The following is a 24,496-nucleotide window of genomic DNA, read 5'->3' as shown; positions in this document are numbered from 1 at the left end:
ATCATAATTACTACTGCGGTCACCGAATGTCCTTTAGCCTAAGCACTATAAGTGTGGCGATGACCAGTATTCCAAACATTAGCATCAATACGATCTGATTTACAATTTCGTTCATCCACGGGTGCAGGAATGTGATGTAATTGCTCAGATCTTTGGGCAGTTTCTTTGCCGGGGGTATTGCGGGCGGCTCATCCAGCTTCGGCATCGAAGGGCTCCTTCCTTGGCGCATCTGATCCTCAAATGTCTTTAGCTTGTCCTCCGACGACTTTTTATAATCCTCAAGATTCTTGCGTGAATCAGCGATTATCTTGTCGTTGTCCGTTTCGATCTGTTTGTAAAGGCCCTGTCCTGCGGTCTTGCCTTTCGGCTCGGCTCCCTCGGGCTCGAGGGTATCGAGTGTAGAGAAGCGTTTCATCGTGTCAAAGGACCATGCCGCCGGAACGAGCATACTTGCCGGTTTAGAGAGGCCGCTAGGCACTCCAAATATCCCGGATAAAAGTATCTGCGGAATGAGTATCAGAGGCACCAGACTCGTCGCCATTTCGGACGTTTTCACGATGGCCGAAATAAGCAGACCGAGGGCGATCCCAACTGCGCCCGTAACAAGCATCGTCCATAATTGCGGGATACCGGCTAGATCACCGGGCATCGGCATAAGCCGAGTTAGATCAAAGAATTTGAGCGGCACAAACAACATCAGGCATTGAACACTGACGATGATCCCGAGAATTAAGAGCTTTGAGCCAACGTAGGGTATCAGACCGAGATTTACCATTCGCTCACGACCGTAAACGGGCCGTTCACGAATGATCTCACGGGCGGCAACACTGGTCCCGAACCAGACTGCGACGAGCGCCAGAACAAAATAAGCAAGGTCCCGCGGCAGATTATTACCCAGCACAAAGAACGTAAGGATCGCAATGAGCGGGGCCTGAACAAACAAGATAAAGAGGTTTAGTTTGTCCTTCAAGAGCACCTCAAAATAACGCCTCGACAAAGTGATCCATTGTCGGAAAGCACCAGAAAGTCCAAGGCTGCTGCGCCTTCCGATGCCCCCTGCCTGGACTGCACCGATCGATCTTTGCGGAGCGGCCACGAACTCGGCATATTGCGGTGTGGCAGCATAGCGGGTTTTCCATTGGTCGGCAGTCTTTTCGGTCAGCTCACGGCGGACGTGCTCACCATGTTGGCGAACTCCCGCGTTTACGGGCTCTTCGAGTTTGTCGAAGAGCTCTTTGAAATTAGCTGCACCTAAGTGTTTTAGGGCATCCTGCGGCGGCCCGTAGAAAACCAAACGCCCTCGCATCAGTACAACGACCTTGTCGAAAAGCTTCACGTTTTCCATCGCATGAGTTGTCAGGATGACGGTCCGGCCTGACTCGGCGATCTGGCGGAAAAGCTTCATTATCTTCTCCTCGGTTCCGGGATCGAGGCCCGAGGTCGGTTCGTCAAGGAAGATGATCGACGGCTTTGTGATCAATTCAACGGCGATGGAGACTCGCTTTCTCTGGCCCCCGGAAAGCTGGCTGACAGGAACATCGCGACGGTCGGCGAGGCCCGTTACGTCGAGTACCTCGTCGATGGTCTGATCGATCTCGGCGGCCGAAACGTCACGCGAGAGCCGCAGTTTTGCTACATAATAGAGCGTTCGGTACACCGTCAGTTCGCGATGAATGATGTCGTCCTGAGGCACGTAGCCGATCGCTTGTTTTAGCGAATCGAGGTGGCGGTAAAGGTCGAGATTATTTATCAGGACGTTGCCTGACGACGCCGGGCGCATTCCGTTCATGGCATCCATCAACGTAGATTTTCCCGCTCCCGAAGGGCCAAGCAGGCCGACGAATTCGTTTGGCTGAATCGTCAACGAGATCTCGTCGAGCAACCGCAGCGTGCCACTCTTAGTTCTGACGTCTTTGGTAACGTTAACGGCATCGATCCTGGTTTTCGAGCGCGTATCGAAAACGCCAATGTTGCCGGCGGAGTCGATTCGCAGTTCGAATGAGCCGATCTGAACCTTGTCGCTTACCGATATTGACTGCCTAGAAACGCGAATGCCGTTGACGAAGACGCCGTTCGTCGAACCGAGGTCGTCGACGACGATGTCTTTGCCCGAACGCAGAAGACGTGCATGCCTGCCCGATATTTGCAGGCCGTCGAGAGTGATGTCGTTTGCTTCGGTGCGGCCGATCGACAATTCCTTTTTATCGCCGAAGGTAAGCGACATCAGCAGCTGAGCACTGGTGTCGCCGCCCGTCTTCATCGACTGAGGCGTCTTGTCGACGCGAAAGACCATTGTCTTCGGTTTAGCGGCGTCCGGCAGATCGAATTGACCCGCGAGGTTTGAGATGGCAACGGAACGCTGTCCGGCGAGGTTTAAACCTTCAGGAGCAACTCGAGACGGCGAGTTAAAACGCAAAACAGGGCCACCGATCCCGAACTGTATACCGTCGTCATGGTATAGCGGAACTGCCGCGGCAATACGCTGATCATTGACAAATGTCCCGTTGAAACTGCCGTTGTCCTCGAGGATGAATTTTCCGCCGTCGAGCCTAATAATGGCGTGCTTTCGCGAGACCATGATCTTGTCCGCGGTAAATGAAATATCGCACGAAGGGTCGCGTCCCACCGAAACCGCATTGGTGCCGAGTATGACGGCAGGGCGTGAAGATTCGTCAACAAATTCGAGCTTAGCGGCCGCATCCTGACGTGCGGACGGATCGGCGGCCTGGACGGATGGAACCGGTTTTATCTCGGCTGGAGCCTTTGGTATTTCGATTGGGTTGAGAGGCTGGTCAACGGGCTTTGGAGCCGGTGGAATCGGCTGTCGGACCGGTTCCGGTGTTGGTACGACGGGCGGGATCGACTCGTTCAACACCTCAAACCACACCACACGCAATAGAGGGCCGTCTTCGCCGAAACGGATCGTCTGGCCCGCTCGGAGAGGCGTCGGCACCGAGATGCGTACCTCATCCACGTAGGTGCCATAGCTGGAATTGAGGTCGATGAGAAACCATTTCCCGCTGTCGCTGCGGAGTTCGGCGTGCTTTCGCGAGACCATCGGATACAGTTCGCTGTCGAACGCGATCTCGCATTCGCCTGCGATCCGTCCGATGCGGATCAAGTTGAGATCGAACGAACGCTCGTCCGCCTCCACACCGCCGATGCCGATTTCCGCTAAGATGATCTTCATCCGAATTTACGTCGAAATGTCTGCAATAGATTAGCAGACATTTTCGAAAAAATGCGCGTGTCACGCGCGTTTTTGGTGGACGACCGATCGTGTATTTTTTAACCTCTAGGTTGAATTGTGGTACGTACCACAATTTGTGCAAACGAACATTGGATTCAGGTGAAAATTGTCATGAATACTTCGTTTTGCGACAATCCAAGAGGGGTCTGCGACAGCAAAACACGGCTCTGCCACAGTCAAAAAGGACCTCTGCTACAACAAAAAAACCGTCCAGCGACAATTCAAAATTGACACAAAACGACTGTCGCAGAAGGCCTCATGCCCCAAATTGTCCATATTTCGAGCTTATGACCTCCGGCGACGAGAGTGACCAAACTGATCGGTCCGACTCTGCCGACAAAGCCGACCACGATCGTCGGCACAGTGAATATTACTTTGTCATCTCCGAGAGAAAGCTAAGATTCATTCTCCAATTACAAACGAACTCGACCAAATAGACGGATTCGAAGAAAGTGATGAGAGCGAAAATGCGATCAGCGGCAAACTTTCGCGTATTTTCAGACAACTTAGCGTCTATTCATCCAAGCAAACCGTTCAAATTATGACGGAGAATGATACATGGCATACCCATCTTTCGAAAGATCACGACGTTATCTGTGGCACACATTTAGAAATTAGCCTTTAGGGTCGAGGCATTTCACGGTCACCACGCCCCAAATGTATAACTCTGAACGGCGGATTTTCAATTTCCCCGGAAAATGCGGTACACTGCTTTTGCTTAAAATCTGCCCTAAAATTTAGATATCTATGCTCTTCCTGACGCAGTCGGCTGCGGTTTTTGGTATTGACGCTTTGGTCGTCGATATTGAGGTGAATCTGCGCCCTTCGAGTGAGAATGACACTTCGCCGGCGATAACTATCGTGGGCTTGCCGGATACGGCTGTGCGTGAATCGCGAGAGCGGATACGGGCGGCGATCACTAATAGCAGGTACTTTTTCCCGATAGACAAAGCGGTGGTCAATCTGGCTCCGGCGGATGTGCGTAAGGAAGGTGCGAGTTTTGATCTGCCGGTGGCACTTGGGATATTGGGTGCGAATGGCGATCTGCACACGGGGACGGGGCTTGAGAGCACGATGAGTGTTGGCGAACTGTCGCTCGACGGGCGTGTGCGGCCGGTTCGCGGGGCTTTGTCGATCGCACTTGCGGCACGGGCGAACGGCGTGCGGAACCTTCTCGTGCCCGAGGAAAACGCGACTGAGGCGGCGGTCGTGCAGGGCGTTAATGTCTTTCCTGTCAACAATTTGCGTGAAGCCGCGGAACTCGTGCTCGATCTTGACGCACAGCGTGACACGCGGATCAAAGCCGTCATACTAGACATCAACGACATGCGTTCGCGTGAGTCGAAGTATCAAATCGATTTCTCTGAGGTTCGCGGACAGCAGACCGCCAAACGAGCTCTCGAGGTTGCGAGTGCGGGCGGGCATAACATCCTGTTCATCGGGCCGCCGGGATCGGGCAAGACGATGCTGGCGAAGCGTTTGCCGACGATATTGCCGCCGCTTGAGTTCGAAGAGGCGCTTGAGATCACCAAGATCCACTCGGTCGCCGGGCTGACAGGGAAGTCGGGCCTCGTGGTTGAACGGCCATTCAAATCGCCGCATCATACTGTGTCGCAGGCCGGGCTGATCGGCGGCGGTTCGATACCGAAACCGGGCGAGGTCTCGCTCGCGCATCTTGGCGTTCTATTTCTCGACGAGCTGCCCGAATTCGACCGCTCGGTTCTCGAAGTTTTGCGGCAGCCGCTAGAAGACAAGAACGTGACCATTTCGCGGGCCGCTACTTCGCTGACGTTTCCCGCCGATTTTACGATGGTGGCGTCGATGAATCCGTGCCCGTGCGGATACTTTGGTTCGACGCGCGAATGCAAATGCTCGGGACCGCAGATACAGCGTTACGTCGGCAAGATCTCGGGGCCGCTGATGGACCGCATCGATATTCACATCGATGTGCCGGCCGTCAAATTTAGCGAGCTGCGCGGTAAGGGCGTGCCGGCGGGCGAAACTTCGGCTGAGGTACGGGAGCGTGTGATCGCCGCCCGCAAGATACAGCTCGACAGATTCGAGGGCAAAGCCTTTTCGAATTCAGCGATGACCCCGAAGCAGATCCGTACATTTTGCGCATTGGATGACGCGAGTGAACAGCTGCTCGAAAAGGCAATGCAGCGGCAAGGTCTGTCGGCACGAGCACATGACCGTATTCTCAAGGTCTCACGAACGATCGCCGATCTTGCCGGCAGCGAGAATATCGAGCCATCGCACATCAGTGAGGCGATCAATTATCGCTCGCTGGACCGAAATTACTGGACATGAATACTAGTTTTCGTTAGCGATCAGGCCGGCTCGTTTGCCGTCCGTATTTGCGCCTTCACGGGATCTAAAAATGAGAGGAATTCCTGCGATGACGTCGATCAGGTTGATGGTTTTTGCGGCAGCAAAGGTAACGATCTGCGGCAGGCTGCGTTTTTTTGCAAACACTGCAGCGACGCCGAGCAGAAACAGCATGAAAGCGAAGTAATGCGGATAAACAGAAGACGGCAGCAGCGAGCATGCGGCAATCATAGCCAGCCAGATGGCAAAGACGATCGTCGTCTTTAATCTAAGCCAGCAAAATTCAATGCCGTTGCCGGCCTGAAATGCGTAGGCGATTGTCCGGGTGATCTCGCCGATCCGTTTCGAACGAATATCGCGGCGAAATGTGGCCCATGTACTGCGCAGGGAATTCGGATGAAACGCGCGAGTATGGCACGACATCGGGATCGGCAGGACGTTGAGCTTCCAGCCGCGAGCGACGATGCGAAGGCCGAGTTCGGCTTCTTCTTCCATAGCGAGCTCGGGGTTGAAAGAGCCGGCCTTGAGCAATGCGGTCCGCCGATACAGACAGCTCGGGCCGCGAAGCCATTTTACGTCCATTATCCCATCGGAGCGTTCGTCTATCTCGGGGACGGCGGCTCCCGATTCGGTAAGATCATCGATGCGGCCGTTGACGCCGCCGATACTGCCATCGCCTTCGAAATGTTTGATAGCCTGCGGCAAAAAGTCGGGATCGATCAGCGTGTCGGCGTCTAGGAAAAGGATGTATTCACCCGCCGCAGCGAGCGAGCCGGCAAATCGCCCGGCGGACGGGCAGGCACGTAAATTCGGATCGAGCAAACGTATGCTGACGCCGTGCTGTCGAACAACGGCGACGGTGCCGTCGGTCGAATTAGAATCGACGTAGATCACCTCGGCCCCGCCGACACGCGCGGACGCGGCGAGTGCAGCGTCGATGCATTTGCCGATGCTTTGCTCCTCGTTGCGTCCGATGATGACGATCGAAACCTTGTGATCCATAGCTGCTTTTAACGCTGGGACAGTTGATAATTACGGCTCCACGAACGCTGCCAATTGGCCAACGGTTCAGCCACCATTTGCGGAATTGCTGCTTTTGCGGCCGCTTTCAATTTGCTGATCCCGCCGCCGACTACCTCGCCCGCGAACACTGCTGCAGTCGGCCGGCTAATGCGAAAATTGATCAACTCGACACGACGGTTCGCCCAGTCGGACTTGTATGTTTCATCACCGCGTAGAAAATCGTAAAGCGTCACGCCGCGTTCGACCGCGTTTTGAACGGACAAGCCGAGCAAAACGAGGCCGACACTGAGATTTGAAAACTCGAGATCATAGCCCGAATTGTAATAGTAAAAAGTCGTTCCGTCGTCGAGACCGTAGATCGACCCGCGGCATTCGCCGCCAAGCCAGAGTTCGTCAAACCTGATCATCCCCGCAGCAGAAAGCTCCGCAACGACCCGGCGTTGAAATGAAATGAGCCGCGGATGTCCCGAAAGCTCAGAGCCGCCCGCGTTTTCCCAGCGTTTCTCATGGAGACGAAGGAATCGCACAAATGCGGCATCTGTCTCAGTCGGCGACGTAACGGAGCGAAACTCGAAGCCTGATTCGCGGCCGATCTTTTTGAGTTTGCGTTTGAAATTGTCGCTGCGTTTTCCGGCTTTCAGAACCGCTTCCCAACCCGCAGCAAGATCGATCTGCGGGCAGACCGAGGCGACATTTTCGGATACACGGCTGTGCCTAATGCCGGACGTCGCGGCTCTCTGTTTCAAAACATTAAGCGTTGCAGAGCTTTGGTCGAGGGCTTCGAATGAGATCGTCTCGCACCTTTCATGCTCATTGAGATAGGCCAGGATCGCGTCCAGAACTTGGCTTTTGTCACAGGGACGAGAGATCACATCCAGATGATCGGCACCGCCAATGCCCTCGCCCATGAGAGCGAGTTTTTGCAATGACATTCCGGCGAATCGTTTTGTTTCGCGGAACATCGGCAGAATAGCTGCAAGAGTTTCCCCGCGATAGGCTTTCAGAATGACCGGCTCACGGTCCTCGCCGAATTGATCGAACCAGACAGACATCCATTCCCACGAAAGGAACGGAGCACCTTCGGAGACAGCAAAAAGAGCCTGCCAATCATCCTTGATGCCTGCGAATGCCTCAGCGGCTGTGCCGAGTTGTATTTCGATGCGATACTTCATTATTTTTCGGCGTGGGCAGGCACGAGCACCCCAGTGTTGTCTGATCGCAATTTGCGCAGGCGGCTTATCAGTTTGAACTTCCACGCCCAAATAAGCGTTCCGATAATGCCTCTACGGAAAACATAAAACGCAGCATGTTCGCGTTCGCCTGTGGCCCAAAACCGTTTGTTCGGCGTCGACGGGCTCAGAAAATCGATCTCGGTCGAACCGTCGCGGATACAGTCGCTGACGAGCTCGCGAAAAAGCAGATTCCCCGGCGAATATCGAGAAAATTCTTCGTCATAGGATGTTTTCCAGTGGATCGTCTCGTCGCCGTATCTGATGTTCAGGCTCATCGCAATGGTCCTGCCATCCAGCTTGAGCTGGTAAATGAATAGCGATCGCCGATCTGCGACTTCGGAAGCAAATTCCCGATGCATTTGGGCAACAAGCGGATCGTCCGTTACCGCTGTGCCGCCGCGGCCCTTCCAACCTTTTGATTCGAGGTCAAAGTAGGTTTGCATTACCTCGGGCGTTGCTTCGGTAGAGACGACGAATTCGACGCTGCCGAGTTCCTTCAAGCGTCGCAGGCGACGGTCAAGTTCCTGGCGGAGGTGTTTGCGCGAGCCTTTGAAAAAATCGGCGATCGCCTGCTGTTTGTCATCTGATCGCGGCAGCGTGATAAACGGAGCGCTGTCCATCTGCCATACGCCTGTTAGGTAGTTTTCCTTTTCAGCCAATTCGATCACATCGCCGAGCCAGCTGTCGCGTTTGACGAGCCGGAATTCGAGCACGTCCCAGCCTGGCGTTTCGCGGATCGTTCTCCAGATCGCTTGGACGATCTCGCGGCGGTTCGTTGTTTCGCTGCCGTGAATCAGGTCGAATCGCTGTGTGTTGAGGTTAAAGACCGATTGCAGCTTTCGCACCGGAATACCGTGCAGCGTTCCGCGTTTCTTCGAGAGTGGAAGAACGGCACTTAATTTTCCGTTGAGGCGGACAGTAACGATATCGACCTTCTTTTCAAAATTACGGACAAACGTTGTGAACCATTCAGGCCGGAAGAACGGGGCCGAACTAGCACCTTCGTTTGAAAGCGCGGTCCATTCGGCCGAGATCCGTCCGATCACCTCAGTTCCGCCTGTTAGTATTTCGATCACTTCCATCTTAATTTCGTAATTTGACGAGCCAATCGCTCTTGCCGCCGGAGGTGAGCGTGAATTTCGCTTTTGCCCGTTTCGATCCGCTTGCGGCCGTTATCTCGTATTCGCCGAGAAATCCGCGCGTTATGTGCACGCCGTTTCCGTCGGTTCTGGCCGCGGAGTTGGTTTTCCATTCATTGTTGATCAGCCGATCGAGCTCGGTGTATGCGGCTTTCGGCTCACCGTTATTGTCGATCAGGCCGATGCCCGGCAGCCAGGCCCGTTCATCGTCAAGGCCCCAAGTGACGATCGCCTCAACATTGGGATCGCCGAAGGCGACCGTGTAAAACTCGCGATAGAACTCAGCCTGTTTATCGTCGTCCCAGATGCCGCTGCGATACGGACCTGAGATCGTCTTCGGCGAACGGCGGCCGTTGATGTCCGCGGTTTGTACGCTGAACTCGGTGATCTGCACCGGCTTGCCGAGCGAACCGTAGCGTTTCAATTGATCGGCAACATCGGCCGGCTCGAACCACTCACCGTTGGCATGTGCCTGGATTCCAATGACGTCGATCGGGACGCCGTTTGCGATCAATCGCTGCAGCAGATCAAAATACCGGTCGCGGTTGTAGTTTTGCTTGTCCGACGAACCGAAAATGCCGAACTCATTTATCAAACGCCGGCCGGCCGGAGCCGTTTCCTTTGCCGTGCGAAATGCCGATGCGATGTATTCATCCGTGCCGACCGATGCAAATGCATCTTTTTTCGGTGCCAGTGGTTCGTTGACGATCTCCCAATCTGCGATATTTGCGTTGCGTGCAACTACCGAACGGACGCGGCGGTCGAGGACGGCCCTCAGTTCGCTCGCCTCTCGCGGAAGCCACGCCGGCGCTCCGTATTTATTAGTTCCCCATAAGACCGGAGCGGCCTGAATTCGCATTCCCATTTGCCGTGCAAGTTCTGCTTCGCGATCGAACCATAACCAATTTTCTTCGCCGCGTTTGTTCTCGTTCGCGTCCCAATATGTGCCTATCACGGCGTAATTGAAGAGTGCTGAGAAGCGGCGTTGATAATTAGGCAGCTTTGCCGGGTCGAGGTCGTCGATCTTCAGATAACAGCCGAATTTGAAAGTATGCGAGATCTGTTGGATCGTGATCTCGGCGTTCGGTATCGGACGGCCGGTTTCATCGACAACCGTTATATTGATCTCACCTTTTCGAAATTTGTCGATCGACGCTTTTGCCGATTCCATCGCGATCCGGTTTCGTTGTTCGCGCTCAGGTTCGGCAGAAACGGATCTTGCGGAAGTGCTGCAGCCGAAGTTAAGGATCGCCAGAAACGCAAAGGCCGAAAGCCCAACAATGCGAAAGCCGCCGAGGAGTTTTCGGCGGACAATTCTCAAAATTGCGTTGTTGCGTTTCCTTTTCAATGTTCTGTTAGGAGTGCACTATCAGCCGAATCGCATTTGCGTCTTTGGCGAGATGGTATCTTCGAGTGCGGTCCTTCGCATTTTTGTGATCTGCATTGCGAGATATGCGAGATAGAGAGCGTTTACCTTGGTATATCGCTCGAATAGGCGTCGAGGTTCCTGAGCAAAGCGATAGGCCCATTCGAGGCCACGTTTTTGCATCCATGAGGGAGCCTGCGGAAGCAAGCCGGCATGGAAATCGAAAGCCGCACCAACCGCAAGCAGCGGCATTGAGAGCAAATCTCGATATTCGAACACCCATGTTTCCTGTCGCGGGCAGCCCAGGCCGACCAGAACGATCGAGGCTCCGCTTGTGCGAATGGTCTCGGCGATCTCTGCCTGTTCTTCCTCCGATACATTGCGAAATCGAGATGGCTGGCTGCCGGCGATATTGAGCGCCGGAAATTTCTCGATCAGATTTTGCTCGAGTTTTTCCAAAACCTCGGGCCGGCTTCCGTAAAGGTAAATACTCAATCCTTCGGCTGCGGCACGTTCGCAAACGCGAAGCGTGAGTTCGGGGCCGTAAACGCGATCGGGCAGATCGACGCCGTAGAGCCATTTCATCGCCCATCGCACGGGCTGTCCGTCGGGAACTACGAGATCAAGGTGATTCAAACGATACCGATGCTCGGCATCCGTTGCTCCGGTCATTACGCCATGCACCGCCAATGCGCTTACGGCGAACGGCTCGCGATCCATTGCCGCACCGATTATCTTTTCGACGGCTGCGTTGTAATCGACTGCATTTACACCGACACCGAGTACGTTTTGTCTTCCGAGATCGATCATTGTTTTTTACGCCGCTGCCAATTCGAATTTTGTTTCTTCGTGATGCTTTTCAACTGTCGCATCGACGATCTCGTGAATGATCGACTTGAGATCGTGTTCGTAACGCCAGTCCGGATAATCCTGCTGAAAGCGGCGAATGTCGCTGATCCACCAGATGTGGTCGCCTTCGCGCGCCTGATCCGAGAAGCTGTAAGAGAGCTTTTCGCCGGCGTATTCCTCAGCGATCTCGATCGCCTCGAGGACGGAGCAGTTGCTGTGGCGGCTGCCGCCCATGTTGTACACGGCACCGGCCTTCGGATCTTTGTAGAAATGCCAGAACGCACGGACGAGATCATTCGAATGTATGTTGTCGCGGACCTGCTTACCCTTGTAACCAAATATCGTGTAGTGCTTGTGCGTGACGATGCACTTGATGAGGTATGCGAGAAAACCATGAAGCATCGCACCGGAGTGTGCCGGCCCGGTCAGGCAGCCGCCGCGAAAGACACCGGTCCTGATGCCGAAATAACGGCCATATTCCTGCGTCATCACATCAGCAGCGACCTTGCTCGCGCCAAAGACGCTGTGCTTTGACGAGTCGATCGACATAGTCTCGTCAATACCATGTTCGAAATATGGATGAGAAGCGTCGATCTCCCAACGAGTCGCGGTTTCGACGAGCGGCAGATCATTCGGCGTATCGCCGTAAACCTTGTTCGTCGAAGTGAAAATGAACGGCGCGTCGGGACAGAATTTACGGACCGCTTCGAGCAGAATAAGCGTGCCGGTGGCGTTGACGCTAAAATCGGTCAGCGGCTCCTTTGCTGCCCAATCGTGGCTTGGCTGTGCCGCTGCGTGAATGACAACGGCGATGTCTTTGCCATAGGCCTGGAAGATACGATCCATTGCCGTCTGGTCGCGAATGTCTTCGGCAAAGTGGACGAAATTCGGCAATTCGGCCTTTAGCGAATGCGTATTCCAGCTGACGGAACCGTCGGCGCCGAAAAAGTATTCGCGCATATTGTTGTCGATGCCGACAACATCAAAGCCCATGGCGTGAAAGAACTTCGTCGCTTCACTGCCGATCAAACCTGAACAACCTGTAATTATAGCTACGCTCATATTTAGTTAATGGATCTAAACTATTGATTCAAATAGTTTTCCTGCTTTGAAAGAGTTGTAAAAGCAATAAAATTCCAATTTTTCTGACGGCGGAAAGACTGCTTATCCGACATGGGTTGTGCCTTACGATTGCAGTCCGAGGTCAGAGGTCGCCCATTGCTTTTCCTGAGGACCGGACGGCTTTGCAATATCAAATTTGACGCCGTTTGCCTTAAAGTTGGTCGTGAGGTAATCGAGCAATGCCCAGACGAAAACGATAACGCCTGCCATCTCGAGGCTCTCCTCGAATACCACCAATGTCTTGTATGCAAGGCTGCCGACGGTGCACGCGCCTTCGAAAAGTTCGAGTCCGATCGCGCCGCCGAGATACATGGAGCCAGCGATCATGAATGCCGTGCGGGTCCGTGGTGGGAGATCGACAAGAAATTTGACAAATCCGGTGCCGATGACAGCGACTAAAACAATGGCCGGAACGACCCACGCGAAATACAAAAGTCCTGGTGTCTCTATCCCAAGCAATGCACGGGTGGGCTCGATCAAACGCTCGTGGGCGGACGCCATCTCATCAAATCCCATGAAAAGGAAACCAAAGGTCAGGATCGCCCATTCGATCACATGAGAGCCCTTTTGCTTTTTGGTGATCAGAGTGATCAATCCGACGAGCACTGCCGCCGAGAATAGGAGTGTCACGGAGAAATACGCCGGCACATTCACCTCGAGGCCCAGATCGAAGAGTTTGACCAATTTGTGGATAACGACCGAACTGTAACCGGTGTAATAGTCCGCAGAAAGGACTGCGACATCTGCGGCCGCAAGTACAGCTGTAATCGAGCAAAGCGCGATCGCGACCTTGCCGGGATGCAGCGACATTGTGACGTAGGCCGGCTCCTGCACTTTCGTGAGCGGCTCCGGCTGAGTAACATTTCCTAACGGTGGACCGTTATGACGTCCGACAATAGTTTGCGAATTGGTAATAGTAGTTTGTTCCATTGATCATACTCCAGCCGTAGTCCGGCAACGCGTGCGGAATATGCCCCGTTTATTCCGCGTGTAGATTCTTCGCAAAGGCTTGTGCGAGTCAATGAGAGCAGATCAGCCCCCGTAGTGTTCATTCCTGTCTTGGTAGTAACCGCGACCGTGTAGCCCGCATTTAATGCGGCCGATCTTATGGATTCGTTATATTCACCGTTCGGGTAGGCGAACGAGATGATGCGTTTGCCAAGCTCGCGTTCGAGTGCGATCTTGCTTTCTGTGAGTTCGCTTTGCATTGTGTCTTCGCTCTCAAGAGGCAGGATGACGTGATCGGCCGTGTGCGAGCCGAAATTGATACCCTTTCGAGACATCTCACGGATCACGTCCCAATCGAGAAGCCGATATTCCGATGGATAACGCTCTAAGCGGTTGCCAAGCTCGGTCTCCAATGCACCTATCGCTGCCTCGCGTAGTTTATTTGGCAAATATACGAGCGAATCAGTTGCCTTCAGCAGATCGCCTCTTTTCAGCAGAGAATCACAAACGTGGTCTTCGAGGCCGACACGCCTTAGCGCAGGGGTTACGGCTGTCGACGTTTCCATCGCGATCTTGAGTAGCCAGAAGATGCGGTCGTGCGGCAGCGGCGTTTCCTTGCCGATGTAGCCGGTAGGCAAAAAGACTGTAGCCGGCAGGCCGAGTTCGTTCAGCACTGGAAATGCCTCGTCATAAAAGTCCTGATAGCCGTCATCGAAAGTAATTACAGCCATTGGGCGTGCGACTGATCGCCCTCTTTCCAAAAAGTGCATTGCTGTTTCGAGCGAAACGACGTCGTATGAGCGACGCAGCATCTCGCAATGACGGCGAAAGGTCCCGGTCGAGACGACGATACCGTAAACGGCTTCGCGTTCTGCCTTGGCGATATCTGCAACGACGCGGTGATAAGCGACCACATGGATCGAGCCATTCGCTGTCTGCGGATATCCAAGGCCGGCCTTTGCAATTGAGGCGACGGATTTTATCGAACGCTTTATCAATAACGATGGGTTTGTCATATCTATTTTGTTGCTCCGCAAACGCTATCGATCTCGCTGCGAAGCCTGTCGACATACTTCGAAAAATTCATTTGTTCATCGACTCGACTGCGGGCACGAGTGCCCAATGCGAATCTTTTAGTTCTGTCGTTTGCCAACCGTTTGATCTGATGGGCCAAAGCGGTGATGTCGCCGGGTTCGTGCAGTAGGCCTTCGATCTGATGCTCGATAAGTTCGGGGATGCCCCCGACGTTTGTCGTAATGACGGGCAAACCGGCGGCCATTGCCTCGATCACAGACATTGGCATCGCCTCGGCATAAGTCGGAAGGACGAATATGTCAGAGCGTTCGTAGAAAGCGATGCGGTCGTCCATCGATACCGGACCGAGATGCTCGATCAGATCGGCTATTCCGTGAGCGGTGCACTCTGCTGCCAGATCTTCGGCACCGTAGCCGAGGATAGAAACGAGTGTCTCGGGAATTTCATTTCGTACCCGGGCTAGAGCCGCGATAAGGTCCTTTTCACCTTTGAGTTTTCCGATGGCTCCGACGAAGAGTATTCGTATCGGCTCATCAAACGTGGACTCTGCCGTTGAGCTGCGTTCTCGAAACGCAGAGGTGTCGATCGCATTTGGAATGACCGTGATCTTAAGCTGCCGGTCAAGTTCCCAAAGTTGTCGAGACGATTCGAGAGAAACGGCGATCACGCGATCACATTTGGCAAGAGAACTTTTTATGAATACGCGGCCGAACTTTGGCTGGAGCGGATAATAATTATCAATGTCGCCAGCGTGAAAGTGGACGATAACCGACGTTCGGAACATCTTGCCGACCAGAACGAATAAGGATTCGCGATATAGGCTGGCGTTGCTCCCCATATGGACGTATACGAGCAACGGCCGCCAAAATAGGCAAAGGCAGACAAATCGTACAAATGAGGCGGCGGCGAGCAGGAGTTTGCGAAACGGGCCAAAGTCTTCGGCCTGCGAGGCGATGTACCGCACTTCGTTTTCCACGACGAAACTAGACTTGAGGATATCCGCTGTCAATGTTGAAATTCCGCCGCGGGTTTTGGTCAAATGCATTCCGACCATTAGAATCCGCCGCCGTTTTGTCCGCACAGTGCGGTTGCCCTGCACGTCACTCCGGGTCGCGGCGGCGGTTCGGCTAAGGTCTTCGATCTGGAAACGGTATTCGGACATGTGTTGAAAAAAATAGCGATCGTTTTCGCCTGTATACTTTGTATGCAGTGTTAGACCACTAAAAGGCTATTGATTCCAGAGAATGAGGTAGATAGTTACAAAGCTGGCAGATGAAACGGCGGCTGTCCGCCACTTATCAAAGCGGCCGATCTTGCGATAGAGATAGGCGACCTCGATCGCGGCGATTGCGAGAAATGAGAATAGCTGGCTCGCGGCCGCACCGATCGCTCCGTATTTCGGTATCAGAAGTGAGCCGGAAATAATACAGACCGCAACGCCGAGAAGGTTGCCGATAAGGTCGACTCGCTGTGAATTAAGCGAGATAAGCCCGCGGGCAACCACCATTACGAGGCAGAAGGGAATCACGCTCAACGCCAGCAGATCAAGGGCAGGTGCCGCTCGCCGGTAGTTCTCACCAAATAACATTGCAAGGACAGGCCCGGAAAGAAGCAAAGATCCGGCAGCGACTATTGCGGCGGCCGCCGCCGCGTAGCTCGCCATTTTTGTCAGGTAGCGGCCGAATGAATCCGGTGATGATTCCTTGTGTTTTGCCATCATCGGATGGATCGCATTGGCGTAGCTTGCCATCAGGATCGTCACGGGTATCAGAAAGCGCGATGCGGCGCCGAACTCTGCCGATTCGAGTTCGGTGCTGGCAAAGCCGAGAAGGAATATCGGGGCCTGCCAATTGATCGAGGCGACGGTAATTGTCGCTGCAAAAGTCGGTGCGGCAGTCGCCAACTGACGAAGTACGGCAAATGACAATCTGAATTTTGAGATCGACACGCGGCTCGATGCGAAGTAGATCGCCACTGATACCGCACGCACAGCAGCGAATGATGCACAGATCGCGACCAGCCCGAAACCATACCAGATCAATGCGAGCGGAATCGCTGTTCGGAGGACGTTCTCCACGGTCGAAACCGTTGCGATAAGTTTGCCACGGCCTTCGGCAATGGCTGTCGCTTCGCAAACGACGCCCGGCCCCGTGGCGATCATTGCGAGGCTTAGGACCAGTGTCGCGATTCGCACCTCCCACGACGCGCTTATCACGAATCCGGAACACGTCATTAGGAATGCACAAACCACTCCGGACACTAATAACAGAAAAATTGCGGCGCAATGCAATTGGTCGATCGAACCCGGATTTTCGCTTGCATTTGACCGTCGTCGGCTGATCTCATTTACCAGATATGGCTGAAGCCCAAGTGAGACGATACTGAAAAATAGGGAATAAAGGCCCATGACGATCGTAAATCGTCCGACCTCGTCCAGGTCGCGCATCCGGGCCATGAAGATCCAGACGAGCACGCTATTGGCAATGCTGACAACGCCCGACCAGCTCATCCAAAGGAAATTGCGCCCGAGTGTGCCAGACTCGGGACTCAATTTTCTGGCGATGTTCGTCGACATTTCCATCTAGCGTTCTGCAAGTAAATTCGAACGGCGAACGACACGGCTTAGCGCGAAGATCGTTCCGAACATAAAGAAACAAGTTCTGACCGGCGGCCGCACCGAGCCAAGCGAACCGGGCTCCTTTGTGCCCGAGATAACGAACGCGATCATTCCAGCCGCTAATCCGATCGACAATGCATAGAGCAGCCGATCGCTGCTTGATGAAGATCGGTAGCATTCATAAAACGAATAGAGGATCAGCAGGCAAAATAGTATGCCGCCCGGAATTCCGATCTCGGCGGTGATGTGCGCAAATATGTTGTGAACCGGATTTGGAAAGACCTGCGACACAAAAATGGCGGTCTCGTCGTACCGAGTCATATTCGCCCGATAGCTATTGAGACCGACGCCTACGAGCGGATTGTCGTCGATCATCCTTAGAGCTGTTTCCATCAAAGGCAAACGTATCTGAGCCGAGCCTTGATCGTCTTCGGTCAAGCGGTCGTAGATCTTTCCGGCGAACGGACTTAACATCAAACATGTCAGAAATATAGCCGTTGCGACCGATACAAAATACGGCTTCTTTTCATGTGCGGATAGCCGAAACCACCCAAACACGATCATTAGCGGTATCGCGGCTATTATCCCGACCCAACTGCCGCGTGCAAGCGATAGAATTACGGCTATCGTGCCCGCCAATGCTCCGATCGCCAACAGCGTCTTTTGATACGATCCGAATGACTTTACTCGGCAGAGGAGCGGGGTAAGTACAATTGGGATCAGTGAACTCATGACCCACGCCATCTCGGTAGGTGTTCTAAGGAACGCCGGCACACGCGACAGAAGTTCGGCCTGTGTGCCAAGCAGTTCTTCGTCGGTGCCGGTGCCGAAATTGGGCAGGTTTGACGGAAAATCGAGGGCGAATTGTGAAAGGGCGACGACTCCTGTGAACAATACCCCGACCGCAATTCCGATCGTAAGTTCGATCAGCCTCTCACGCGTGCCGAAATGCGATGCGACCGCATAGGCGATCAGTATCGACGTCAAAACGGACAACAATGAGAAACCGCCAAGCAGCGTGGGGCCTGCCAAAAGTATCGATGCCGCCGCGCAAATAAAAAGACCGCCGGCGAGATAGAGAAACGCCGAAGGCAGTACGCTTTCGCGATCGCCGTCCGCAAAGTGATCGTATGCAATAAGGATCACTGCCGTGAACAATGTGAGCGACAAATTAAGGCCGGACGGATCTTCTACCTCGTTGATCTTGAAGAGGCTCAGATCTCCTTTGAAAAAGAATGACCCAATAAAGGCGTATCGGATCGCTAGTATCCACGGCAGTTCAAACAGGATCGCGGCAGCACCGCCGAGGGCAACGGAAAGTAAAACACCGATGCCGACTATCTTTGAACTCGGCCCATCACCGGCAACGACCATGCCGTAGCCGAGTGCGCACGCGCCCAGGATAAATGCACAGACGACGGTGAATCGCTTGGCAAGATCAAATTTGTTGGTTCGTGATGCGGTATTGGCCACTCGAATTACATTGCACCGGTTCCGCGGAGCACGGTCGGGACCGTTTTGAACAAGATCTTGAGGTCGAGGGCCAGTGACCATTTCTCGATATATTCGAGATCCTGGATGATCCATTTATCGAAGCTCGTCTCACTGCGTCCTGATATCTGCCAGATACATGTGATGCCCGGTTTTACGCTGAAACGCCGATTGAACCAGTGTTTATCAAAGCGTTGGAAATCACGTTCGGGCAGCGGCCGCGGACCGACGAGCGATAGGTCGCCGAGGAGAATATTGAATAGCTGCGGCAATTCGTCGAGGCTGGTCTTTCGGAGCCAAACGCCGAGTTTGGTCACGCGAGGATCGTTCTTGATCTTAAATACCGGGCCGTCGGCTTCGTTAAGTTTTTCCAGTTCGGCCTGCCGTGCAGGAGCGTCCGCGACCATCGTACGGAACTTGAACATATTGAATCGCCGTTTGTTCAGACCGACGCGTTCCTGAACAAAGAAAACGGGCCCCGGCGACGTCAATTTGATCATTAAAGCGATGACCAGCATCACGGGCGATAAGACAACCAGCAAAACAAGGCCTCCGGCAAAGTCGATGGAGCTTTTTACGAATGCCTGCCAATCGGTCAATCGCGAAGCATATATCGAGAGGATCGGAGCCTGGCCGATCTCGCCGGCGACCGCCCGTGAGAGATTCAGGTTGAAAAGGTCGGAGTAGATCCTAACGGTAATGCCTTGTTCCTCGGCCGCTGCCGTGATCGACTGTATCTGCTCGTAGTACGATTTGATCGGAAGGCAGATTATGACCTCGTCGATCACATTCTGTGCAAGGATCTTGGGAATGTCAGATAATTTGCCTATCACGCCCGGTCCCTTTAGATCGTCGATAAATCCCAGAAATTGATAGCCGATTTCCGGATGCTCATCGATCAGATCGACAAGCTTGCGGCCCCTCGGCCCGGCACCGATAACGACGACCGAGCGCAAATTGCGGCCGTGAAGCCTAAACTGCTGCAGAAGCGTACGCTTCAGCAATCGGATCGAAAAAAGCAGAACAAATGACACGAACGCGAAGATAACTAAGAACCGTTTCGGAAATATGGACCACTCAGCCAGCAGGATCAATGTAGCCAGGATCAGTGTTGCGAAGACTACCGCTCGAAACACATCGGTCAATTCATCACTCAGACTCGCCAGCCTCTTTGAGCGGTAAAGCCAAAATGAAGAGAGCATGAAAATCCAGCTCGCAAATACTCCGCCGAAGAACAAAACGCTGTCAAACGTCGGCGCATAGACAGCGAGCATGACGTAGTCCATACCGATCGGCCCACCGTATTTGAATGAGATCCACAATGCAAAGCTAAGTGCAGAGAGATCTAGTATTCGATACAGAAAAAGCAATGATGCTCTGAGTCTTTCTTTCATTTCTTCACCTAAATACTGCCTGATTCGCCGGCCTCGATAACCGCCGGCGGTAGTTTGCTGCCGTAGCTTTTTGGCCGAACCTCGATATAGTCTGATCGTTCAAAATGCGAGATCGACGCCAAGACTGGAATATCGAACCGGCGCTCAAACTCAAGTGCCGACACGATCATTTGGGGCTCAGTTTCTTGGGATGTGAATTTGTCGTAAGCAATAGAACCGGCAAATGCCGCCATCGATCCGACGGCAAGGAGCACGACAAGATTCAGCAGTGGTTTCGGATTCTTCTGTTCGCCATCGGTCCGGGGCGGATCGACGACGACAAAATTCATGATCTGCTCTTTGTTAAGTACCTGGCCTATCTCATTCTCTCGGGCCTTTTTCTGGTACAAAAGATATGCTTCCTCGCTGATGTTCCGTTTTCGTTCGATCGCGGTACGCTCGATACTCTTCGTATTGAGAAATTCCACGTCGGTCAATAGCTTGGAGGCTTGGCCGGACAGCGTCTTTTCGCGATCTTTGAGCGACCCGAGTTTTGTTTGAGCGTCCACAAGCTGACTTTCCAATCGCCTGCGCAGATCGTTGAGAGCGTATGTGCGTTCCTGTGGCGGATTTGCTGTTTCAGCAGCAAGCGTCTTTTTGAGCTGATCGATGCGTTCCTGATTTTCGCGAACGAAGCGGCTGTTCGGTTGATATTTCTGCAGAAGCTGGGTCCGCTGCTGCTCGAGCTGGAGTAGTTCATCCTTCATCCGATCGAGTGCGGGACGTATTTGGATACAAACCCGGTCTGGATCTGTTTTGGCTCAAGAGCGATCTTTTCCTGAAGCGAAGAGATCGTCTTGATCGTTTCTCCGATCTCTGTTCGAGCCGAACTCAGCTGGATCTGGGTATCAGAAAGCTGCTTTTGCAGCAGGCCCTGTTGGGTCGAAATATCGGCACCGACGACACCGTTCGAAGTGTCAAAGTCCTTGAGCGATCTGGTCGCAGCATTTAATTGGTCACTGAATTTGCCCGTTTGCTCGTTGAACACCTCTCCGGCCTCCGGCTTGTCATTCATTTGCACGTGCAGATCGACAAACTTTCGGTATATCGCGTCAAGCGTGCGTTTAGCACGGATCGGGTCGGTGTCAATATATGAGACCTTGATCACGCGGGATTTCTTGACCGGTACCACATCGAGATTTCCGACCACACGATTTACGACCTTTTCGAGAGCGAAATCGTAGCCTTGGTCATTAGTGCTCACATTTTCGATGTGCTCATCGGACTTTGACGTGAGCGAATATATCGCACCCTTTACTTTTGCACGCATGTCCCCAAGCCAAGTGTTTTGCTTCGGCTTCTGGTCGTTGACGAGATCGAGTTCCTGAGCGGCTCCCTTTATCACTTCGAGGCTTTTGAAAAGCTCGAGTTCCGAGTTAAATTCCTCATCGCTGATCGATGTCTGAGTGATCTCGGCTGTTTTGTCCGTTGACGTGATCTGCGGATCGATACGGTCACGCGAGACCAGAAGGCTCATCGTTGCCTCATATTTTGGCGTGATCATGAACGTCGCAAACATTCCGGTCGCTACGACCAAAAGGGCTAGCGTCAGCATAAGCAATTTATGCTTGAACAGTTTTGTCCGCGGTGACACGGCGTCAATGCTTGAGCTCAAATACCTCATATTAAGATGCGTTCGATCACAGAAAGCTTGGCAGCAGTCCTCTAAATGCTTCGACAGCCCTGTTGAATTGGGACATTTTCGAATCCGGAACGAAAACATAATCGCCGTCCTGAAGCGTCAGGTCGCGATCAGTTCCTTTTTGATTGAGAATGTTCATCACATTTGCCGTCTGGATCTTCCAATCGCCTTTGCCGTCCGGCCTCGCATGAATGACCATCGAGCGGCGAGCATCGCGCGTGAATCCGCCGGCAAGGAAAACCGCTTGGACAACGGTCTTTGCTTCCCTCAGGTCGTAACGTCCGGGCTTATTTATCTGACCGCCGACGTAAATGCGCGGCTGTACGAAATCGATGACCGATACCGATATCATCGGAGTAAGCAGAATTTCGTTGTATTGGAGCTCAAGTTCTTTTTTCAGTTCCGCGACGGTGCGTCCGCCGGCCTTGATATCGTCGATCAATTGGGCGCTTATAAATCCGTCGGGGCGAACGACTATCGCCGGTTCGTTCAGTTCGGGGTTGGAAAAGAACTTAAGGCTGATCTTGTCGCCCGGCTGAATTTGGTACAAAGCCGGAGCTAAGCCGGTCTCCGGCTCCTTGACCTGCGCGTTCGTCGGCAAGGTCAAAAGGCCGAAAATGACCGCGGCAACGATCACAGAAAAAGTTGGGCGCATAAGGGTCTCTCTTAAGACAAAATTCCGTTGAGTTATTAGAGGTCGAATCAACCGCAGCTTCCAGTATTAAGTGAATGCGAAGTTGGAAAAGCCTCCGATCCAGGCGTAAGATTGGCTTAATAAGGAGCGACGAATATGGACTTTTATTTCTTACTTTTTTCGCTTTTCTTCCCTCGGATCGTGATGCTCGTGTATCTGTTTCTTTATCCGAGCATGTTTCCGGCGAACACAGTTCCGCAGTGGGCGGACCTGCTGCTCGGGGTTTTTGCGCCGCGAATACTGATACTTATCTACATCTACCAAAACTTGGGCTACGACAATGTCTGGTTCATTGCCCATCTGGTCGTAATGGTGCTCGCCTACTTCGGCGGCGGCCGAGAGACCTCGCGCCGTCGGCGAAGGCGTAGGGAAAACTAGGTCCGCGACAAGCCCACAATTGGACATAACCGCGTGCGTTTGCAAGAATGTTATTCACGCGAACAGCCTTAGGCTCGCCTGTGTTAACTGAAAATCTTTGATGATCGCTAATAACCTAAAAAGGATTTGAAGCCCTGCCGCAGACGATACCGCATTATTGTTTTGAGTCGTTTCGGCGGCATAACAAGCGGGATGCCCTTGCGTTCAAGATCGACGACGTTTGGAATTATCTGAACGGAAATGAGGTCGTCGAACGTGTCAAACGGATTGCGATGGGCCTCGCCGCGATGGGCGTAAAGGCCGGCGACCGCGTTGCGATAATTTCTGAGAATCGGCCGGAATGGTCATTCGTCGATCTCGCGATCCTCAGTTTGCGGGCGGTCAACGTTCCGATATACACCACCCAAGCCGTTGAGCAGATCAGATTTATCCTCGAAAATTCGGGTGCCAAGATGCTTTTCGTCTCAGGCAAAAAGCTGTGGAAACACGCCGAAAATGCGATCCAGAGCGTCGAGCGGCTCGAGAAGCTGATCTTCTTTGACGCTGACAGCAAACCGGAGGGCAATAGCCGAGCTATCTCACTCTCCGATGTCGAAGCCGAGGGAGACGCCTATCGAAAGATCGACGCTGATGTGATCGAAAATTCGCTTGCCGCGATCGACAGCAAAGACCTCGCTACCATCATTTACACCTCCGGCACGACCGGCGAACCAAAAGGCGTGATGCTGACGCACGAGAATTTTGTCTCAAATATCGTCGCCGTCTCAAAGAGCCTGCCGATACGTTCGACCGACCGGAGCCTGGCTGTTTTGCCGCTCTCGCATATTTTCGAACGCACCGTTTTTTACGTGCTTTGTTCTAACGGCGTGTCGATACATTATTGCGCAGCGTTCGATCAGATCGCCTCGCATCTGCAAGAGGTCAAACCGACCATCATGACCGCGGTGCCGCGGCTTTTCGAGCAGGTCTATCACAAGATCGTCAAGAAAGGGAAAGCAGCCGGTGGTTGGAAGACGAGCCTGTTTGAATGGGCGTTGGTCGTCGGACAAGAATATTGGGCGGCGAAAGACAATCACGGCCGCGTGTCGACGGCATTGGCGGCGAAACACGCTCTTGCCAATCGCCTCGTATTCTCAAAATGGCGTGACGGCGTTGGCGGCGAGCTTCGATTCTTTGTGTCAGGCGGGGCTCCGTTATCCAAGAAATTATCGTACGCGTTTTGGGCGGCCGGAATACCTATTCTGCAAGGTTACGGTATGACCGAGGCCTGCGTGACATGTGCCAACCGGCCCGACGACAACAAGGTCGGATCGATCGGAACCCCGTTCGAAGGCATCGAAATGAAGATCGGAGCACAGGACGAGGTGTTGGTTCGCGGGCCTAACGTAATGATGGGTTACTACAACAACCCCGAAGAAACCGCCAAAGTTATCGACGAAGAAGGCTTTTACCATACGGGCGATGTCGGATATGTGGACATGGACGGCCATTTTTACATCACGGACCGTCTGAAGGACCTGTTCAAATTATCAAACGGCAAATATGTTGCGCCTCTGCAGGTCGAGAGTCTGCTCAAGCAAAGCCCGCTCGTATCGCAGCCGGTCGTTGTCGGTTCGGGCCGTAAACAGGTCGGTGCACTAATCGTGCCGGATTGGGATGCTCTAAAGGACGAGATGAAAGCCGAGGGCCACGACGTGTCACGAACCCGCGAAGAGCTTTGTGAGGATCCGCAGTTCATCAAGCGCGTTCAGCGAGACGCGATAGACCTTACCCGAGAACTCTCCGATTACGAACGCGTCAAACGCGTCTATCTGCTGCCCCGTGAATTCTCGATCGACAAAGGCGAAATGACGCCGACGCTCAAGATCAAACGCAACGTCATCGACGAAAAATATACCGAAGCCATCGACGAGATCTGCGGTTCCTAGTGTCTCTTTTGTCGCTCATCG

19 protein-coding genes are annotated in these 24,496 nt (G+C 53.3%); 3 read left to right on the top strand and 16 right to left on the bottom strand.

What is annotated here, in order from left to right; all coding sequences use genetic code 11:
- Positions 1-19 precede the first annotated feature (19 nt).
- Positions 20-3,190 carry an FHA domain-containing protein gene (locus IPK01_00355; protein MBK7931950.1) on the bottom strand — a complete coding sequence of 1,057 codons (3,171 nt, stop codon included), beginning with the start codon at positions 3,188-3,190 and terminating at the stop codon, positions 20-22.
- A gap of 807 nt (positions 3,191-3,997) precedes the next feature.
- Here IPK01_00355 and IPK01_00350 point away from each other — a divergent pair.
- Positions 3,998-5,560, top strand: a complete 1,563-nt coding sequence (locus IPK01_00350) for a YifB family Mg chelatase-like AAA ATPase (protein MBK7931949.1) — start codon at positions 3,998-4,000, stop codon at positions 5,558-5,560.
- Positions 5,561-5,563: 3 nt separating this feature from the next.
- Here IPK01_00350 and IPK01_00345 read toward each other — a convergent pair whose 3' ends face one another.
- The 15 genes from IPK01_00345 to IPK01_00275 form a co-directional block, all read right to left on the bottom strand.
- Positions 5,564-6,580 carry a glycosyltransferase gene (locus IPK01_00345; protein ID MBK7931948.1) on the bottom strand — a complete coding sequence of 339 codons (1,017 nt, stop codon included), beginning with the start codon at positions 6,578-6,580 and terminating at the stop codon, positions 5,564-5,566.
- An 8-nt stretch (positions 6,581-6,588) separates the two neighbouring features.
- Entirely contained in the window at positions 6,589-7,773 is a 1,185-nt protein-coding gene (locus IPK01_00340; GenBank protein MBK7931947.1) for a GNAT family N-acetyltransferase, read from the bottom strand.
- Positions 7,773-8,915 (bottom strand): GNAT family N-acetyltransferase, encoded by a 1,143-nt coding sequence (locus IPK01_00335; protein MBK7931946.1) that lies wholly within the window; start codon positions 8,913-8,915, stop codon positions 7,773-7,775. The genes IPK01_00340 and IPK01_00335 overlap by 1 nt, the downstream gene beginning before the upstream one ends.
- A 1-nt stretch (position 8,916) precedes the next feature.
- Positions 8,917-10,293, bottom strand: coding sequence for an endo-1,4-beta-xylanase (locus IPK01_00330; GenBank protein ID MBK7931945.1), 1,377 nt, complete (start codon positions 10,291-10,293; stop codon positions 8,917-8,919).
- 48 nt (positions 10,294-10,341) lie between these two features.
- On the bottom strand, positions 10,342-11,148 hold the full coding sequence (locus tag IPK01_00325; protein MBK7931944.1) for a WecB/TagA/CpsF family glycosyltransferase: 807 nt from the start codon (positions 11,146-11,148) through the stop codon (positions 10,342-10,344).
- 6 nt (positions 11,149-11,154) lie between these two features.
- Positions 11,155-12,249, bottom strand: coding sequence for an NAD-dependent epimerase/dehydratase family protein (locus IPK01_00320; protein MBK7931943.1), 1,095 nt, complete (start codon positions 12,247-12,249; stop codon positions 11,155-11,157).
- A 123-nt stretch (positions 12,250-12,372) separates the two neighbouring features.
- A complete protein-coding gene (locus IPK01_00315; GenBank protein MBK7931942.1) occupies positions 12,373-13,239 on the bottom strand; it encodes a hypothetical protein in 867 nt (288 codons plus the stop codon).
- Positions 13,176-14,273: a polysaccharide deacetylase family protein gene (locus IPK01_00310; protein ID MBK7931941.1), complete on the bottom strand. Its 1,098-nt coding sequence runs from the start codon at positions 14,271-14,273 to the stop codon at positions 13,176-13,178. Before IPK01_00310 ends, IPK01_00315 begins: the two co-directional genes overlap by 64 nt.
- Before the next feature lie 2 nt (positions 14,274-14,275).
- Positions 14,276-15,454, bottom strand: coding sequence for a glycosyltransferase family 4 protein (locus tag IPK01_00305; GenBank protein MBK7931940.1), 1,179 nt, complete (start codon positions 15,452-15,454; stop codon positions 14,276-14,278).
- 66 nt (positions 15,455-15,520) lie between these two features.
- On the bottom strand, positions 15,521-16,873 hold the full coding sequence (locus IPK01_00300) for a polysaccharide biosynthesis C-terminal domain-containing protein (GenBank protein MBK7931939.1): 1,353 nt from the start codon (positions 16,871-16,873) through the stop codon (positions 15,521-15,523).
- Complete coding sequence (locus IPK01_00295) at positions 16,874-18,382, bottom strand: O-antigen ligase family protein (protein ID MBK7931938.1); 1,509 nt, start codon at positions 18,380-18,382, stop codon at positions 16,874-16,876. It lies immediately after the preceding gene.
- Positions 18,383-18,387: 5 nt separating this feature from the next.
- Positions 18,388-19,794: a sugar transferase gene (locus tag IPK01_00290; GenBank protein ID MBK7931937.1), complete on the bottom strand. Its 1,407-nt coding sequence runs from the start codon at positions 19,792-19,794 to the stop codon at positions 18,388-18,390.
- Positions 19,795-19,802: 8 nt separating this feature from the next.
- The gene (locus IPK01_00285) at positions 19,803-20,540 is read right to left on the bottom strand and encodes a hypothetical protein (protein ID MBK7931936.1); all 738 of its coding nucleotides are present in this window, start codon (positions 20,538-20,540) and stop codon (positions 19,803-19,805) included.
- On the bottom strand, positions 20,537-21,388 hold the full coding sequence (locus IPK01_00280) for a hypothetical protein (GenBank protein MBK7931935.1): 852 nt from the start codon (positions 21,386-21,388) through the stop codon (positions 20,537-20,539). The genes IPK01_00285 and IPK01_00280 overlap by 4 nt, the downstream gene beginning before the upstream one ends.
- Positions 21,389-21,473: 85 nt before the next feature.
- Positions 21,474-22,130, bottom strand: a complete 657-nt coding sequence (locus IPK01_00275) for a polysaccharide biosynthesis/export family protein (protein ID MBK7931934.1) — start codon at positions 22,128-22,130, stop codon at positions 21,474-21,476.
- 135 nt (positions 22,131-22,265) lie between these two features.
- On the opposite strand from IPK01_00275, the gene IPK01_00270 reads away from it, so the two are divergent.
- Both IPK01_00270 and IPK01_00265 read left to right on the top strand, forming a co-directional pair.
- A complete protein-coding gene (locus IPK01_00270) occupies positions 22,266-22,547 on the top strand; it encodes a hypothetical protein (protein ID MBK7931933.1) in 282 nt (93 codons plus the stop codon).
- Positions 22,548-22,681: 134 nt separating this feature from the next.
- Positions 22,682-24,475 (top strand): long-chain fatty acid--CoA ligase, encoded by a 1,794-nt coding sequence (locus IPK01_00265; GenBank protein ID MBK7931932.1) that lies wholly within the window; start codon positions 22,682-22,684, stop codon positions 24,473-24,475.
- Positions 24,476-24,496: the final 21 nt, after the last annotated feature.

The organism is Acidobacteriota bacterium (assembly GCA_016713675.1).
Lineage (GTDB): Bacteria > Acidobacteriota > Blastocatellia > Pyrinomonadales > Pyrinomonadaceae > OLB17.
The sequence above is the reverse complement of the archived record's forward strand: the minus strand, read 5'-3'. Positions and strand labels throughout refer to the sequence as shown.